This is a genomic window from Marinobacter sp. B-12, assembly GCF_056857915.1.
On the sequence record NZ_JBSXOB010000064.1, the window covers coordinates 239,916 to 255,944 of the forward strand.

The 16,029-nt window shown below is 57.3% G+C and carries 12 protein-coding genes; 6 read left to right on the forward strand and 6 right to left on the reverse strand.

The features are described 5' to 3' along the window. Nucleotides 1-217: 217 nt before the first annotated feature. Nucleotides 218-1,744 carry a flavin-containing monooxygenase gene (locus tag AC13D2_RS19915; RefSeq protein WP_300496055.1) on the forward strand — a complete coding sequence of 509 codons (1,527 nt, stop codon included), beginning with the start codon at nt 218-220 and terminating at the stop codon, nt 1,742-1,744. Between the two features lie 93 nt (nt 1,745-1,837). After that, complete coding sequence (locus tag AC13D2_RS19920; RefSeq protein ID WP_300496057.1) at nt 1,838-2,758, forward strand: lysophospholipid acyltransferase family protein; 921 nt, start codon at nt 1,838-1,840, stop codon at nt 2,756-2,758. 21 nt (nt 2,759-2,779) lie between these two features. Here AC13D2_RS19920 and AC13D2_RS19925 read toward each other — a convergent pair whose 3' ends face one another. Together AC13D2_RS19925 and mltF are read right to left on the reverse strand one after the other, a co-directional pair. Next, entirely contained in the window at nt 2,780-3,847 is a 1,068-nt protein-coding gene (locus AC13D2_RS19925; RefSeq protein ID WP_300496059.1) for a transporter substrate-binding domain-containing protein, read from the reverse strand. Nucleotides 3,848-3,871: 24 nt separating this feature from the next. Continuing rightward, on the reverse strand, nt 3,872-5,248 hold the full coding sequence (gene mltF, locus AC13D2_RS19930; RefSeq protein ID WP_300496061.1) for a membrane-bound lytic murein transglycosylase MltF: 1,377 nt from the start codon (nt 5,246-5,248) through the stop codon (nt 3,872-3,874). Nucleotides 5,249-5,395: 147 nt separating this feature from the next. Here mltF and AC13D2_RS19935 point away from each other — a divergent pair, with 147 nt between their 5' ends. Next, on the forward strand, nt 5,396-5,851 hold the full coding sequence (locus tag AC13D2_RS19935) for a DUF302 domain-containing protein (protein WP_300496064.1): 456 nt from the start codon (nt 5,396-5,398) through the stop codon (nt 5,849-5,851). A gap of 43 nt (nt 5,852-5,894) precedes the next feature. Here AC13D2_RS19935 and AC13D2_RS19940 read toward each other — a convergent pair whose 3' ends face one another. The 4 genes from AC13D2_RS19940 to AC13D2_RS19955 all read right to left on the reverse strand — a co-directional run bounded on the left by AC13D2_RS19940 (nt 5,895) and on the right by AC13D2_RS19955 (nt 9,059). Further along, nucleotides 5,895-7,211, reverse strand: a complete 1,317-nt coding sequence (locus AC13D2_RS19940) for a tetratricopeptide repeat protein (RefSeq protein WP_482939060.1) — start codon at nt 7,209-7,211, stop codon at nt 5,895-5,897. Between the two features lie 102 nt (nt 7,212-7,313). Next, on the reverse strand, nt 7,314-7,781 hold the full coding sequence (locus AC13D2_RS19945; protein ID WP_300496069.1) for a hypothetical protein: 468 nt from the start codon (nt 7,779-7,781) through the stop codon (nt 7,314-7,316). Then, the gene (locus AC13D2_RS19950) at nt 7,778-8,461 is read right to left on the reverse strand and encodes an anti-sigma factor family protein (RefSeq protein ID WP_300496072.1); all 684 of its coding nucleotides are present in this window, start codon (nt 8,459-8,461) and stop codon (nt 7,778-7,780) included. Before AC13D2_RS19950 ends, AC13D2_RS19945 begins: the two co-directional genes overlap by 4 nt. Before the next feature lie 13 nt (nt 8,462-8,474). Further along, nucleotides 8,475-9,059, reverse strand: coding sequence for an RNA polymerase sigma factor (locus AC13D2_RS19955; RefSeq protein WP_367187222.1), 585 nt, complete (start codon nt 9,057-9,059; stop codon nt 8,475-8,477). A gap of 274 nt (nt 9,060-9,333) precedes the next feature. Between AC13D2_RS19955 and AC13D2_RS19960 the strand changes: the two genes are divergently transcribed. The 3 genes from AC13D2_RS19960 (at nt 9,334) to AC13D2_RS19970 (ending at nt 15,710) form a co-directional block, all read left to right on the forward strand. Beyond that, on the forward strand, nt 9,334-12,300 hold the full coding sequence (locus AC13D2_RS19960) for a hypothetical protein (protein WP_300496074.1): 2,967 nt from the start codon (nt 9,334-9,336) through the stop codon (nt 12,298-12,300). A gap of 129 nt (nt 12,301-12,429) precedes the next feature. Continuing rightward, nucleotides 12,430-14,319 (forward strand): DUF1302 domain-containing protein, encoded by a 1,890-nt coding sequence (locus AC13D2_RS19965; protein ID WP_300496077.1) that lies wholly within the window; start codon nt 12,430-12,432, stop codon nt 14,317-14,319. A 29-nt stretch (nt 14,320-14,348) separates the two neighbouring features. Beyond that, on the forward strand, nt 14,349-15,710 hold the full coding sequence (locus AC13D2_RS19970) for a DUF1329 domain-containing protein (RefSeq protein WP_421911675.1): 1,362 nt from the start codon (nt 14,349-14,351) through the stop codon (nt 15,708-15,710). The last annotated feature ends 319 nt before the right edge of the window (nt 15,711-16,029 follow it).

The window sequence follows — 16,029 nt, forward strand, 5'->3', positions numbered from 1 at the left end:
TACAACGGGACGCTGGGTAGCATCTCAATGTGTCGCGTTCGGATTAACAAGGCGTTATAACAGGTCAAATCCGGCTTCAACACTGACCGAAACGGCGCTGGCTTGCTGGCATCGGGCCAATTTCGGCATTTTCCTTCCTGGGCTATTCTCACCCTGTTGGCGTGGCGATCCGCGCTGAAATGTTGATAAAACAACGGCAGATGCCGCCAGGGTGGTTATGAGCGAACAGCATGTAGACGTACTGATTGTCGGCGCCGGGGTATCCGGCATTGGCATGGCCTGTCACCTCAAACGAGGGTGCCCGGGCAAGTCTTTTACCATCATTGAGCGCCGTGAGTCCCTTGGAGGCACCTGGGATCTGTTCCGCTACCCGGGCATCCGTTCCGATTCCGACATGTACACCTTTGGCTACAACTTTCGTCCGTGGACGGGGGGCAAGGTGTTGGCGGATGGCCCGTCGATCAAGCAGTACGTTCACGACACGGCCAGGGAAAACAACGTTGAACGGCATATCCGGTATGGCCTGGCGGTTGTCTCCGCTGAGTGGTCAGGCACAGACAAGTGCTGGACACTGACGGCCCGCAAGGAAGCCACCGGCGAGACCGTTACCTTTACCGCCAACTTTCTGGTGGGCTGCACAGGGTATTACAACTACGATGCCGGCTATAAGCCTGACTTCCCTGGTGAGGCCGATTTTGGCGGGCAGATTGTGCACCCGCAGCACTGGCCGGAAAACCTGGACTACACCGGCAAACGCGTGGTGGTGATTGGCAGTGGTGCTACGGCGATCACCCTGGTGCCGACGATGGCGGGCGAAACCGCGCACATTACCTTGCTGCAGCGCTCGCCCACCTATCTGATGCCGTTGCCATCCCGGGATGCGGTGGCGCTGGGCCTTCAGAAGGTTCTGCCCGCCAACGTTGCCTATCGGTTGACCCGTGCCCGTAACGTCAGCATTGCACGGTTACTGTTCAATCGTTCCCGCAAGAACCCGAAGGCCATGCGACGACTGTTCCTGGCGATGGTGCGCCGGCAACTGAATGGAAAGGTCGATATGCGCCACTTCTCACCCAGCTACAACCCCTGGGATCAGCGCCTGTGTGTGGTGAAGGATGGCGATCTGTTCAAGTCGATCAAGGCTGGCAAGGCGTCGATGGAGACGGATCACATCGAACGCTTCACCAAGAACGGTATCCTGTTGAAGTCTGGCAAGGAACTGGAGGCCGACATCATCATTCCGGCGACTGGGCTGGACATCCAGATGCTGGGCGGAATGGAGCTGGTGGTGGACGGTCAGCCGGTCGCGCTACGGAACAAAGTGATCTACAAGAACGTGATGGTGGAGGGCGTGCCCAACGCCGGCATGATTTTTGGCTACACCAACATCTCCTGGACTCTCAAAGCCGATATCGCGGCTGAATACCTGTGCCGTTTGTTCAACCATATGGACAGGCAGGGGCAGAAGGTCTGCGTGCCCCGGGACACAGGAGACAGCCGCGCCGAAGACACCATAATGGGCGGCCTGGATTCCGGTTATATCCGCCGGGCAGACGACAAGTTGCCGAGGCAGGGAACCCATGGGCCCTGGAAGGTCAGCCAGAACTACCTGGAGGATGTGAAAACCCTCAGGTTTGATCCTATTGAGGATGGTTACCTGGAGATTGATGGTCACCTTCCGGTTCAGGAATCCAAGCCGAAACATGGGTTCATGAGGCCATTACGTTCAGCGCTGTTTGGCTCTTGAGGGTGTGATACAACCCGATCATTGATGAATGCAACTACAAATCTGCTGCAAAATATGGCAGTCTCATTGTCCGTTTAGAACAGGCAATGATGTATGTCCGGCCGTAAGAACAAGAAGAATGTGCCGCTGTGGCATCCGGTTTTCTGGCCTTCGTGGGTGCTGGTCTTCACGCTTTATCTGCTTGCACTGCTGCCAATGTCGACCAAACAGCGTTTTGGCCGGCGGCTGGGCTGTTTTCTGGAAGGCAAGCTGAGATCCAGGGCCAAGGTGGCCAATACCAATATTGCGACCTGTTTTCCGGAGCTTGATAACGCCGCCCGTGAGCAACTGGTGCAGGATAACTTTGTGGCCTGTACCCGTGGTTTCCTGGAGAGTATCCACGCCTGGTGGCGGGATATGTCGGGTTTTTGCGAGGGCGCCGAGGTGCAGGGGCTGGAGCACCTGCGAGAAGCCCAGGCTAGGAATAAAGGTGTGCTGTTAATTGGCGGGCACTACAGTATTTTCGATTTTGCCCTTCCGCTGATTGCCTGTCATTTGAAAAAGCCGGGGTATATGTACCGCCCCAACAATAATCCGGTGATTGACCGGATGATTGAGAACGGGCGCCGACGTCACTTCGGTATCCGTCCTTTCACCAAGCGTGAGTTGAGGCCGCTGGTGTCGTTTCTCAAAAAGGGCGGGGAAGTCTGGTTTGCCTGCGATCAGGATTTTGGCAAGAAAACCGAACTGTTTGTGCCGTTTTTCGGCACCGAGGCCGGATGTATTACCTCGCCCAGCTACATTGCTCGAGTGTCCGGTGCCTCGGTCATCTGTGTGAGCCATCTGCGTATGCCTGACGGTCGCTATCGGGTGATTTTCTCGCCAATCCAGGAGGGATTCGGCGCGTGTAAGCAGAGCGATAGCGAAGCCTGGAGCCGCTACATCGAAGACACCATTCGCGAACAGCCGGACCAGTACCTGTGGCTGCATAAACGCTTTAAAACCCGGCCCGAGGGGTGCGCCAAGGTCTATTGATGCCTCGGGCCGTTTTCAGGACTATTCGCGGCCCAGGTAGCGCTGGGTAATGTCCTTCCAGCCCGACGACTCCGTGACCCCCAGTATCTGCTCGGACACCGGCCCACGCAGTGAGCTTCCCGAAGGCAGGGCCAACCCATAGAGCTGTTGCTGGAAAATACCGGGCAACAGCGTCAACCTTTGATTCCCCAGTTGCAGGTTGCGGTATTGCAGCAGAGCCCTGTCGTACACCACGGCATCGGTTTCACCATTGGTGACTGAGAGCATGGCGCTGGTCAGGTCAGGGTAGAGTTGGTGCCGAATGCGCTGATCTTGCAGATACTGCTCGCTGGCGGTGTTAGCGATGGTCGCTACATTGGCGCGGTTGAGGTCGTCGGGGCCCTGAATCTGATATTGCAGGTTGCTGACCGTGAGCGATGAGGTAATCGCTGCGGTAAAGCTCGCTACCATGATCAGTCCGGCAAACATCCACACCAAAGCAATGATTCGACCTGCCAGCGACACTGGAGCCTTGTCGCCATAGCCGACGGTGGTCATGGTGACAGCCGCCCACCAGAAGCTTGATCCTATCCCCTGTGCGGCGGTGCCGCCAAACTGCTCCGGATTGCGCCGCCGTTCAAACAGCCACAATACAAATCCCACGGCCAGCAGCAAGCCGCCCAGAGCGATGATCACGCTCACAAACTGCCAACTGATCAGCGCGCGAAGGCTGGCGAGCAGCCCCTGCTCTGGTGCCGGAGGCACCGCGATGGACAGACCTGTTTGGTAAAAAGGATGGGTGAAGTCGAACGCCGCTTCCCGTTCGGCGGTCATGGTGAGAGCACCCACCGCCACGTCGACTTGCCCGCTTTCGACCTGCGCGAGAAGGTCGCTGAACGGGAGGGGGACGAGGGTGTATTCCTGGTCAAGCCCTTCGGCCACCTGGCGCCACAGATCGATACTGATGCCTTCCCATTCGCCATTGTCGGTTTCCATGACAAAGGGCGGGACAGTGGTGATGCCGACTTTGATCGGCTCCGATTGCCCTGCCGCCTGGCCGGCAATTAGTAGTACCAGGGGCAGGGCAAACAGTGAGATCCATCGTTTCATGGGTCAGTCCGTTTTGTCAGAAAGTTAGTCAAACGCTGAGCTGATCACATCACGGTAGTTCCGGATGCGCTGCACGTAGTGTACCGGTTCGTAGCCACGGGCGTAGCCGTAGCGGGTACTCGGGTAGTAGCGCTTGTCGGCTTTCAGCGGCAGGACTTCTTTCATATCATCCCAGGAATCGGGGTTCTTCCCCAGATCCCTGGCGAGCTGTCTGGCGTCCAGCAGATGGCCGCGGCCGATGTTGTAGCTGGCGAGGGCGAGAAAGGTGCGGTCTGGCTCAGGAATGGTATCCGGTAGCCGGCGATGGCGATCCGCCAGGTAGCGGGCGCCGCCATCAATGGCCGCTACGGGGTCCAGACGGTCCATCACACCAAGGGATTCGGCCGTGTTTCGGGTCAGCATCATGATGCCCCGAACGCCGGTGGGTGACACAGCGGCCGGGTCCCAGTGGGATTCCTGGTACGACAGCGCCGCCAGCAAGTCAGCCGGCATCCCGGTTGTGGTTTCGGCTTCTGCGAAGCGGTCGATAAAGTCGGGAAGCCGATCATTTATTCGGCGGTTCAGGGCGCGCAGGTCGACGAAATCGAATTCGCCGATGTAGGCGTAGTAGCGGCTCTCGATGTAGCCGATGGCTTCGTCACCGTCGGTGCTGTTCATCCACTCCCGTGTGGTTCCCGCCAGGTCGTCGGAACCCGCTGGCAGGTACCAGCCCAGGTTGTTGCCTTGAGTGAGGTTCATGGCCACTTCCAGGTGCGGAAAGTGGCGGCGCATGACTTGAACAATGTTGGAGTCAGCCACGGTGCAGTCAATGTCTTTTTCGGCGACCTCAGACAGCAAAACTTCGGTCGTTCTGCTGTCATCTTCGGCGAACGTGATGCCTTCGTGTTCGCTGGCTAGCTTGTTCAGCGTTTCCACGTAGCTGGAATCGGCGGTTACCGCAATGCTGACTTCAGGCATGCTTTCCGGTTTCCTGGGCATCGGCCGCATGTCACGATGACAGACCAGTTGCTCGGTGATTTCAGTGTGGGCAGGGCCGCGTGTGAACCTTTCTGTACGTGATGGCAGGTGGGTCAGCCCGGCGGCCGCCAGATGCGTGTTGCCGGCTTCCAGTGCCTGCAGAACCTCAGCGGTTGAATCGTACATGGTCCAGTTTACAGTCCAGCCTTTGCTTTCGGCGAAACGTGAAACCAGGCTGAACTCTGGGCCAATGGGGTTCTGGTGGCGGTCGAGATAGTAGGTGGTGGCACCGTTGCGAGTCGCCACTTCCAGTACGCCGGTTTCTTGCGGCGGCGCGAGTTGTTCGGCCGTTTTACTGATGGATGTGGATTCTGATTCACCCTGGCTACAGCCAGCCATAATAACAATAAGTGGAAGCAGGGCTCCCTTCAGCGCGTGAGTCATTAAGACCTCGTTATTTTGGATTTATGAAATTATAGGGGTTTCTACGTACTCTGTGTGGAAACGTATCACTTTGATTTTGCGTGGCCCGTGCAGGCCGGAGTTAACTGGCCTATGCTGGAGTGGTTCGATATTCCAAGGAGATGCGTAATGAAAGTCTGGACCAGAATTCCGATTCTTGCAGCCCTGCTGAGTCTGCCACTGGCCGCGGTCGGTGCCGATGGAATGGTGACGACGCAAAGCAATCACAGCGTTGCGATGACGGCAGACAAGCTGGTCTCGACCCTTAAGAGCAAGGGTATGACGGTGATGAACCGCATTAACCACACTGAGGGTGCCAGCAAGGTGGGGCTGGAATTGCGCCCAACCGAGGTTGTGATTTTTGGCAACCCGAAGGTGGGGACACCGCTGATGCAATGTGCCCAGAGTGTGGCCATCGATTTGCCGCAAAAGGCGCTGATCTGGGAGGACAGCGAGGGGACGGTCTGGTTGGGCTACAACGACCCGGAGTATCTGAAACAGCGTCATAGCATAGAAGGCTGTGAGCAGGTCATCGAAAAAATAGAAGGGGCGCTGGCCGGTTTTGCAAAAGCGGCAACGGAATAACGCATACGGATTCCCGTATTTCACGTGTGCTTTTGGGCTGGTGTCAGAATCCGACGGCGAGGCTGGCGGTAACGGTGTGGCGATCGTAGCTGTAGCGATCGATATTGCTGTCGTTGTCGGTACGGTCCAGCTCCAGGCTGAGAGACGTACGACGAGAGAAACGATAGGTGGTGCCAACGGACATAGTATGTCGCTTGTCTTCACGACGTATTGTTTGTCTGCCCTCGGGAACAATCAGCTGGTGTGGTGTGCGATAGTAACTGAAGCGAAAGCCGGCCTCGGCTTCAATACTCAGGTGGTCGGTGAGATCGTACTCAATGCCCGCATCAAGGCCATGTCGTTCGGGCGACACACTGAAGAACTCGTCTCCGGTATCCAGATTGTCCCGGTCATTGTAGTCAGCCCGGTACTTGAGTTCCGCTGTCCAGTTCCCGGGCCGGAGACGGTAATGGGCATCAAGCCGGTACATCTGGCCCCGATAGGCATCGAATCCAGGCAACGGAAAGATCTGAGTGGCCTCTGCTCTGACCAGACATCGCGCGCCGGGGCCTGGGCAGTCGAGGGTGGTTATGCCAGCCATCAGGCGAGCGCGGCGTTCTCTTGATCGTTGATCCCGCCAGATATAGTCGCCGCCAAGGCCGACGCTGATCGTTCCCGGTGCCGTTTTCTGAACCCATTTTGCACCCGCCTGAATCACCTGCAGGTCAAATGTGTGTTCGGAAGGGTACTGGCGTGAAAAAAACTTGATATCCGAACGCAGTCCCGCTGAAGAATTGCCATAGAGGTAATAGGAGGCAGCCGCCAGGGTTTCCACAAAGCCACTGTCGAGCTTTTTGGGCGCGGTATCTGGAAACAATGCAACGTTGTCCTCATACCCCCCACCCACGGAAATCAGGCCTGCCCAGCGTTTCTGGGGGGCGGCCGTGTACAGTGCTGGTTCGAGGCGCTCAAGTTGACGGGTGGCGAGTGACACCAGGTTGTCATCGGCATCGGAAGCAAGCACGTTCTGGAACGCGTTTGTTGCGGAGTCCCGGTTTTCACGGGCGAGCGCGGTCAGTCCGATGTTGTAGTAGGCAAGCGCTTTCTGTCGGGTGGGGATGAGGGTCCGGAAGGTTTGCTCCGCTTCCTCGTAAAGCCCGAGTTTGTAATACACAACGCCCAGGTTGTAATTGAGTGAGCGAGAGCTCAACCCCTTCGAGGCGGCAGACTCGAGTAAGCGGCGAGCTTTATCCAAATTACCGGCGTTGAAAGCCTGGATGCCTGTACGGAAGAACGCCTTGGCCTCGGATGTCCTCTCCTGAGCATGGGCAGTTGACAGCGCTAGACACAACACCAGTGCGATGGTCAGAAGACGGCGCAAATACTCTCTCCGGAATAGTCTGAACTCGGACTCAGAGTATAACAGCCATTGGACGGGCGAACGCCAGTCCCGAAGGGATCCGGTGTGACGCCTGTATCTAATCTACTGCTGTCCGGCCTTCTCCAGATTCAGGCCATTGTCGTTCAACAGATCCAGATCCGTATCGCCGGTGCCTGGCAGCTCCAGTTCAGGGTCCTCGATACCCGGCAGGTCCAATTCTGGTTCGTCTTCGATGATCATCTCGCCAGGCAGTTCGACACTGAGCGCATCACGAGATTCCCGCGACTGTTCGGAGAGAGTGCTTTCAATATCCAGCATGTCTTCCCGGGTATCGGAAGCGAAGTCGTCTGAATCCGTCTGCATATCGCCGAATCCGTTTGCTCCCGCGGGCGCGTCTACGGACTCCGGAAGCTCAAGTTGTTGCACAAAGGCATCATCCAGTTCCTGGTCGTCTGCAACCATTCTCATGGTCACATCGAGATCGTCTTGAGCCCAGGACGGTGTGGGTGCGGCAAGCAGAAGGCCGATGATGGCTGGAGCGAGCCAGTGGATGCGGATATTTCTGATCATGATGAAGGCTCCGTGTTTCCTGGAATGGCGGTGCTGAACGTTTTGCGCCGGGTTCCATCGTCCAGGTGCGCGACCAGTTTGCCTGACCCGGGGAACAACACGTTGATGGGCAATGCCAGTACGTTGTCACCTTGCTTGAGGTCCACCGTCCAGCTGATGGTCTGGCGCCCCGGAAAGGGTGCCAGTTCTGCGTTGGGCGGTAGTTCCAGGGTCAGGGTTACGTTCTCCATCGCCCGGCGGGAATTGAACGCCAGCCTGACGGTTTTCAGTGCCGTTCCAGTTCCGGGTTCGGAAGCGGATTCTGTTGCAGTCTGCCCGGTAGCGTCCGCAATGTCGTTGCCGGACATTCCGGTATCTGCTGGACCAACCTGCATACCGATAAAGATGCCGAGTGCCAGTACGGCGGCAATTGATGAAGCCCAGAGGGACGTCTTGCGTAACGTGGAACTCTGAGATGTCTCGCCGGCCAGTGCGATTGCACGGACCCGGGATTCGAAATCGTCGTCGGGTTCTGGAACTACCTGGGCCATGATGCCTTCTTGCAGGCGCTGTTCATCCTCCCAGAGTTCTGAGCAACTGGCACACGCGGATGCGTGAGCTTGGAGAGCTTCCTGTTCATGCAGCGGAAGATCGCCGCGAACCAGGCTGTCGACCTCCCGATGGAACTGACGACACGTCATGGCATTCACCTCTTCACCCTTCACGTTGTTGCTTTTCGAAAGGTTCCATTTGTTTTTTCAGCCGTTCGCGCATAAACGCCCTGCTGCGATGCAGGCGTGATTTTATCGTACCGACAGGCACATCCAGAACCATCGCGATGTCCTCCTGGCGCCAGCCATCCGCGTCGTGAAGCAGTAACAGGGTACGTTGGTCTGGTGGCAGGGTGCTCAGTAATCGCTTGACGGTGTCGTCTACGCGCGTTTGGTCAATACCGGCGGACGCATCCGGGCTTGCCTCGCCGAGGGATTCCATAAAGGCGGTCTGGCTTTCCGCAGCAACCAGCGTACTGACGCTGATTTCTCTATGGCTGGACTGTTTTCGAGTGAGGTCAACAAAGTGTCGGTACAACACACGGTTAAGCCAGGGCTGGGGTTGTTGCACGTTCTCCAGTTCGTCCATGCGGGGGTACAACTTGACCACGACATCCTGCACCAGATCCTCTGCGTCCTGTTTCTGGCCAGTCAGGCGGTAGGCGAAAATATACATGCCTTTCATGTAAGGCAGAATCAGCCGGTCAAATCGCTTTGACGACGACGAACGAAATGGGAGCAAAGCCAATCTGATTCCCTCGGTCTGTGGTTGGCACAGTTTGGCGGGTGCCGTCCTCAGGCCATTCTTGTAGGTGTTCGGATGTCAGATTCTGAACATACCATCATTGTTGCCTTTTGTTCGAGACAAATTTCTCGCTACAAGAACCAGTTAGGCCTTTCTTTTGCGATTTCTCGCCTATTCGGGAAATTTTTTTGGAACCACCGCAATTAGACTTCCGTGTTAGGCCGAAAGACACAGGACGAGTCTCGAACTACAAAAAAACGTACAGAGGTAAACAAGTATGTTCTTGCGCCAAACGCGACTGATGTCGCTGGTCATTTTGTCGGTCAGCCTGACGGGTTGTTTCGAAAGCAGCAGCCAGACAACAAAAAACGCGGACCCGGATTACACGATTACCAACCCACGAGTGGAGCGGGGAACCCATCCGTTATTCGATCCGCTGACGACCCAGTTCCCGATTCCAAGCGATTCCCTTTTCTATCTCAGTGACGTTGACGACGGCACTATGCTGAACGGCAGTGATCCGGCCAACCCAGTGACGACGGGTATTGGTTTTCTCGATGGAAATTCAGTACTGGCCCCCATTGATATCAAGATCAGTGGCAGCCTGGACAGCCAGCAGACACTTGATGCACGTGACTTTGTCTCCGTGGAGGGCGAGGTTGTCCCCAACCCGGATCAGAATGTGTTCCTGATTCCCCTGGAATATGCCGGTGGCGACAGCCTCCGTCAGGCCTCCGGAGAGGTCGCCGGAATTTCATCGGCGATTCAGTACCGGCGGGCACTGGCACTTGAGGAAAGCGGTAGTACCGCCGAAGCGGATGCGATTTTCGATGCCCTGGTTGAGGACAGGCTCAGGGTTGAGCTGCTGGATATCGATGGTGGCCAGAACAATATGATCCGGATTTTGCCGGCCAAGCCATTGGCTGAGAAAACCCGGTACGCCCTGGCCATTACCGATGACATTGTGGACACCAACGGCGACCCGCTTGTGGGTGCGCCGACCTACCAGACGGTGGCGGACCCGGAAGCGGTGCTTTCCAATGCTGCGTTCGAGCCGTTCCGTGAGGCGTTGCTGCCTGCCCGCCGAATCGCCTCCGATTATTTTGAGTTCAAGCAGGCGTTTTCCGTCGATGGATTCCCAAAAACGTTTGACGACGTTGTGTTTTCCTCAACGATCACAACAACGGCGGTAGACGACGTACTGCTGGCGAACACAGCCCCGGTGACGTTCTTTCGCAACAGCCTGGGTATTGCTTCCCGACAGGAAGGGCTCCGGCAGTTGATCTCCGGATTCTACAACCTGTCCCAACAACCGCTGGAGGGAGCCGCGACAGCGGAACAGCAGAACATCAACGATGAAATCTATACAACGCTGACGGACACGAGTTTCCGCCTCTACGACGCCGAGCTCGCCGGCCTGCTCACGGATGCCCGGGATGCCGGTATGGTCGTCCAGTATCAGGACCTTGTCAGCAATGATCAGGAGGACCGCCGAGTCGCCTATGTTCTGCAGGCCGCCACAGCATTGGCCGTCGACACTGTTGACGACAACGAGGGTGAGGCGCAGGCGCTTGCAACCGCCGCTGACAGCATTGTTGATGCTCCCAAGCCGCGAACGGTACGGATGTTCAACCAGCGCGACGGTGGTGAGATAAATCCGGCATTGGCTCAGGAAGTTCAGGGCACTCCTCTTAACATCCATGTCTACGAGGGCGAGATTACCCTGCCGTATTTCCAGGGCGTGCCGGAAGAGACCGATGGCTCAGCCATACGCTCAGCCAGTTGGCTCCCGGCGGACTTCAGTGCTGACGAGTCACTCGATCAGGCGCCCTCAAATCGCGTGACCTACCGTTTCCCGTTTGTTGAAAAGTCGGGTGAAACAACGGTTCCCATTGTCGTCGCGGCGCCCGACACTAACCAGACGCTGATTGCCCCGCAGACCCCGGCAAATGGCTTTCCGGTGATTATCTATCAGCATGCCGTGACCACCGACCGTTCGGCGATCCTTCCTCTGGCGACAGCCGCCGGATTATCCTGCGCGGATCCTGGCAATACCTTTGACTGCTTCGTCACCATCGGTATCGACCAGCCGCTGCACGGTATTTTCGGAGAAGGTGTGGTTGGCCTTAATCCTATCACCTCTCAGGATGGCGCTTCGGCGGACGCCGTCGAGCGTCACTTTGGCTTCGCCGCTGACGCGGATCTGAACCCGGTACTGGCGGGCGAACTGCAGGAGCCCGAATCGGGAAGTCTGTACCTGAACTTCACCAACTATGCCAACACCCGTGACAACATGCGCCAGGGCGCCCTCGACCTACTAAACGTGAACGCCTCGTTGCAGGCGATCGAGGACGCCATCAATGCATGTCAGGCCGCCGGCGATTGCGCCCAGGGCCTGAGCATTGATCCGAGCCGTGTCTATTTTCTGAGCCATTCGCTCAGTGGCATGGGAGGCGCAGCCTTCCCACCGGTTAACAATGCGGCCAGTGCGGCGGGAAATGCCAATCTCAGCCCGGTTCTGGCCTCGAACCTGCTGAACACCGGCGGTCAGTTCACCCGCCTGTTCGAAAACTCCCAGTCACTGGCGCCACAGCTTCTGCCTGTACTGGACTCCGCCTCTGATGGCGTGCTGGCGCAGGGACGTACGGAGCTCAACATCTACTTCAATGTGTTCCAGTCGCTGCTGGATTCGGCAGATCCTGTCGCCTATGCCGGCTTTTATCAGAACACCAACACGTTGCTGACTGAAATTGCCGGTGTTGATGGTGATCCCGAGCGCCCAACCGACGACACGATTCCCAATGCTGCCGATGATCTGCTTTACGCCATGGGGCCCCTTGAAACCACGGTTCCGGAAACCGGTTTCGTGATCAGTAGTGAGCGCGCACCCCTGGCGGGCACGGATCCCCTGGCGGCGGGTATGGGCGCTGAGTCGACGCCGCTGGCAAGTGGCCTTCCAGCCATAACCCGTTACCTGGAAGGGTCGCATGGAAACCCTGTTTCCGCTGGTCAGAAAGCGGCGGATGCCTTTTCTTCACGTGCGGTTTTCGACGAGATGATCGCGCAGATGCTGGAACTGTTCAGCGATGGCACCGTTTCTGTCAGTAACCCCTGTGTCGTAAAGGATGCCGATACCTCAGGTACGGACTGCTCTGCCGAGGGCAGCACCGATCCCGGCAGCGAGCCGGACAGCGGCGGAGATGGTGAAGGTGGTGGCGGCTTGATTGGTGGCGGCCTGATCTAGAAACCCGACGGCCAGACAACCCGCGCTCCGGATATCCCGGGGCGCCCGATCCCGATAAACACGTGTATGTCGATGGCGATTCTCTCCATCAATGGGGAAGCTTTGCCTGAAAACTGGAGCTACAGACCAATGACAACAACAAACCGAGACCGTAAACGCCTGGCGCTGGCTATCGGCGCAATCGTATCCACAGCCCCGGCGATGGCATTCGATTTTGACATTTATGAGATCGACGCCTCGCTCTCAACGACCCTGACGGCGGGGATCGCCTATCGGCTGGAAGATCAGGACAAAGATCTGATTTCCCAGGGCAACCTGGGGCCGGAATTCGCATTCAGTAACACGGGCGCATCGTCCAATAACTTCGACGACGGCAACCTGAACTTTGAAAAGAACGAGCCGTATTCCCAGATCCTGCGTGGCCGTAGTGAACTGTTCCTGGACTACGCCCCCGACAGTGACACACTGACGCGGGTCGGGGCGCTGGTGCGAGGCACCTATTATTACGACCACGAACTGAAGGATAACCGTCGCGCCAAGGACCCGGTTGGCCAGCGACGTGAATTGAATGATGAGGCCAAAGATAACGCCTCCGGTGTGGATCTTCTCGACGCCTACGTGTTTACGGACTGGTACTTCGGCGATACGCCGGTGTCGATCCGTTACGGCCGTCAGGTGGTGAACTGGGGCGAAAGCACGTTCATCCTGGGTGGTATCAACGCGGTCAATCCCATCGACGTTCCCGCGTTTCGGGCACCGGGTGCGGAACTGAAAGACGTACTCCTGCCCGTCGAGATGTTGTATACGTCAGTTGGCCTGACGTCTGAAATTACCATGGAAGCGTTTGTTCAGACCGACTGGGAAAGTTTCAGAATTGACGACTGCGGAACCTATTTTTCCTCTGCGGATGTGGCGGCCGATGGCTGTGGCCCGGTATTGCTGGCGGGCCAGGTACCTGATTCCCAGGCGCTGGAAGAGGGATTTGTGTCGCCGCGCCTGGGCGACCGCGAGCCCGGAGACAAGGACCAATTCGGCGCCGCTCTGCGCTGGTACCTGACCGACCTGGGGGCTGAGCTGGGGTTCTACTACACCCGTTATCACAGCCGTCTTCCGTACATCAGCGGTGTGGTCAACAACCCATCGGACCCATCTGCAAACCAGAAAAGCGATCCCAACCTCCCCAACTCCCGGTTTCCCAGCTATTTCATCGAGTACCCGGAAGACATTGATCTTTATGGCATCAGTATCAACACCACACTGCCAACAGGCACTTCGTTGGGGGCGGAATACAGCTTCCGGCCAAACCTTCCCATCCAGTGGAACACGTTTGAGCTGATATACGGAGGCCTGCAACAGCGTGGTCCGGATGGACAGGTGGTGAGCAAGCTGGAGCAACGCCAGCGCGAGAAGGACCCCGACTTCAATTATGCCGGCAAAGCAGTTGACGGCTACGACCGTTACAACGTTTCCCAGGCCCAGGCGACCTTTATTCACTTTATCGACCGGGTAATGGGTGCGGCCCGCTTCATTATTGTCGGTGAGGTTGGTGCCACCTATATCCACGATCTGCCCAGCACCTCGGAAGCCCGCTACGGGCGGTCGGGCATCTACGGTGTGGGGCCGGTGCCGCTGGAGGGTGACAACTTTACCGGTGACTACTGCAGCCAGGGCACAGACAGTGACCCGCGTTTGAACATCAACCCCAGCAACTGTGGAGGTGGTGGGTTTACCACGTCCTTCTCCTGGGGCTATCGCACGCTGTTTGTCTGGGACTATCCGGATGCCGTCGCTGGCGTCAACTTGCGCCCCCGGCTGTTTTTCTCTCACGACGTCAAGGGCTACGCACCTGATCCCGGTGGCAACTTCCAGGAAGGTAACAAATCACTGGGCCTGGCCGTCGAAGCCACCTATCAAAACGCCTACAAAGCCAACCTGAGTTACACCAACTATTTCGGGGGTGATTACAACGTCATCAATGACCGGGATTTCGTGTCGGCCTCCGTGTCTTATTCATTTTGAATCATTGTCTGAAAACCGAGGAGTAATCCATGATTAACCGAAAAAACCTGCTTTACAGTGCATTAGCGTGCTCGATGCTGTATTCCGCATCAGCCGGCGCAGCGGTGTCGGCCCAGGAGGCCGCCAAACTGGGAGATACGCTCACGCCGATGGGCGCCGAGAAGTCCGGTAACGGCGATGAAATTCCTGCCTGGGACGGGGGCCTGCTTCAGGCGCCGGGGGCGTACCAGGGCGATGGCCGATACGTGGACCCGTTCCCCAACGATCAAGAGCTGTTTCGTATCGATCAGAGCAACGTTGACCAGTACGCGGACAACCTGACGCCTGGCCAGATTGCGATGATCAAGACGTACGACAATTATTTCATGCCGGTCTACCAGACCCGTAGAACGGCGACCTATCCTGCCGACGTGCTGGAGAAAACCAAGGCCAACGCCACTGAAGTGGAGTTGGTGGAAAGCGGCAACGGTCTCAAGAACTACAAGACAGCGACCCCGTTTCCGGTCCCCCAAAATGGTCTTGAGGTGATCTTCAACCATATTACCCGCTACCGCGGCGGTTCCTTTACCCGCAATGTGGCACAGGTGACACCGCAGCCAAATGGGGATTTCAGCCCGGTCAGGTTCACCGAATCGTTTACGGAGCGGGTGGCGCTGGAAGATTTCGATCCGAGCGAAGATCCCAACGTGATGTTCTATTTCAAGCAGGCCATCACTGCACCGTCGCGCCTTGCCGGCAACGTGCTGCTGGTGCATGAGACCATCAACCAGGTTAAGGAGCCCCGTCGCGCGTGGCTGTACAACTCCGGGCAGCGTCGTGTTCGCCGCGCACCCAATGTGGCATACGACGGGCCGGGTACCGCAGCGGATGGTCAGCGCACGTCGGACAACCTGGACCTCTACAATGGCGCACCAGACCGCTACAACTGGGAGCTCAAAGGCAAGAAAGAACTGTACATCCCGTACAATTCCTATCGTTTGACCGACGAGAACCTGAGCTATGGCGACATCATAAAGCCCGGCCATGTCGACCAGGGCCTCACACGTTACGAGCTGCACCGGGTCTGGCATGTCACTGCGACACTCAAGGACGGTGAGCGGCACGTGTACGGCAAACGGGACTTCTACCTTGATGAGGATACCTGGCAGATCGCAGCAGTGGACCACTACGACGGACGTGGCAACCTGTGGCGTGTTGCCGAAGCGCACGCGATGCAGATCTACGATGCCAACATTCCAGCCTATGCCTTTGAAACCCTGTATGACCTGTTGTCAGGGCGCTATCTGGTGATGGGGCTGACCAACGAGGAAGACGAGCCATACCAGTACGGCACCGAACGTCGCTCCCGCGAATACACGCCGGCTGCGTTGCGCCGGGACGGTGTGCGTTAATCGTTAACGACGGACCGATAACCCTGCCTGAGCCGGCAGGGTTATCCCCGACCGGGAGCCGCGTTAAAGACTCCTGCCCGGGAAAGTTCCTTATAGCTATTCCCGGATCACTCTGTTAGTGTGCCCAGCATCCTGCCTCTAGGGATTTCCGCAATTCAAGGCTTCAAGCCCGTGCGAACCATCCATACGACCTGTCAGAGGACGTCACCCCGTTAGCGGTGTGTGGCCGTAGTCGTCTTTTACTCCATGAATCTTCATGGCATCTGCCCGCATTCGCCGAGAACGGTGTTCGTGGAGGCAGACTAATCAAGAGTTGATC

Bases quoted from the DNA above. Each gene is read 5' to 3' on its own strand.
- AC13D2_RS19935 (WP_300496064.1), top strand. From the start codon at position 5,396: ATGAAAGTCTGGACCAGAATTCCGATTCTTGCAGCCCTGCTGAGTCTG.
- AC13D2_RS19950 (WP_300496072.1), bottom strand. From the start codon at position 8,461: ATGACGTGTCGTCAGTTCCATCGGGAGGTCGACAGCCTGGTTCGCGGC.
- AC13D2_RS19965 (WP_300496077.1), top strand. From the start codon at position 12,430: ATGACAACAACAAACCGAGACCGTAAACGCCTGGCGCTGGCTATCGGC.
- AC13D2_RS19915 (WP_300496055.1), top strand. From the start codon at position 218: ATGAGCGAACAGCATGTAGACGTACTGATTGTCGGCGCCGGGGTATCC.
- AC13D2_RS19960 (WP_300496074.1), top strand. From the start codon at position 9,334: ATGTTCTTGCGCCAAACGCGACTGATGTCGCTGGTCATTTTGTCGGTC.
- AC13D2_RS19970 (WP_421911675.1), top strand. From the start codon at position 14,349: ATGATTAACCGAAAAAACCTGCTTTACAGTGCATTAGCGTGCTCGATG.
- AC13D2_RS19945 (WP_300496069.1), bottom strand. From the start codon at position 7,781: ATGATCAGAAATATCCGCATCCACTGGCTCGCTCCAGCCATCATCGGC.
- AC13D2_RS19920 (WP_300496057.1), top strand. From the start codon at position 1,838: ATGTCCGGCCGTAAGAACAAGAAGAATGTGCCGCTGTGGCATCCGGTT.
- AC13D2_RS19925 (WP_300496059.1), bottom strand. From the start codon at position 3,847: ATGAAACGATGGATCTCACTGTTTGCCCTGCCCCTGGTACTACTAATT.
- mltF (WP_300496061.1), bottom strand. From the start codon at position 5,248: ATGACTCACGCGCTGAAGGGAGCCCTGCTTCCACTTATTGTTATTATG.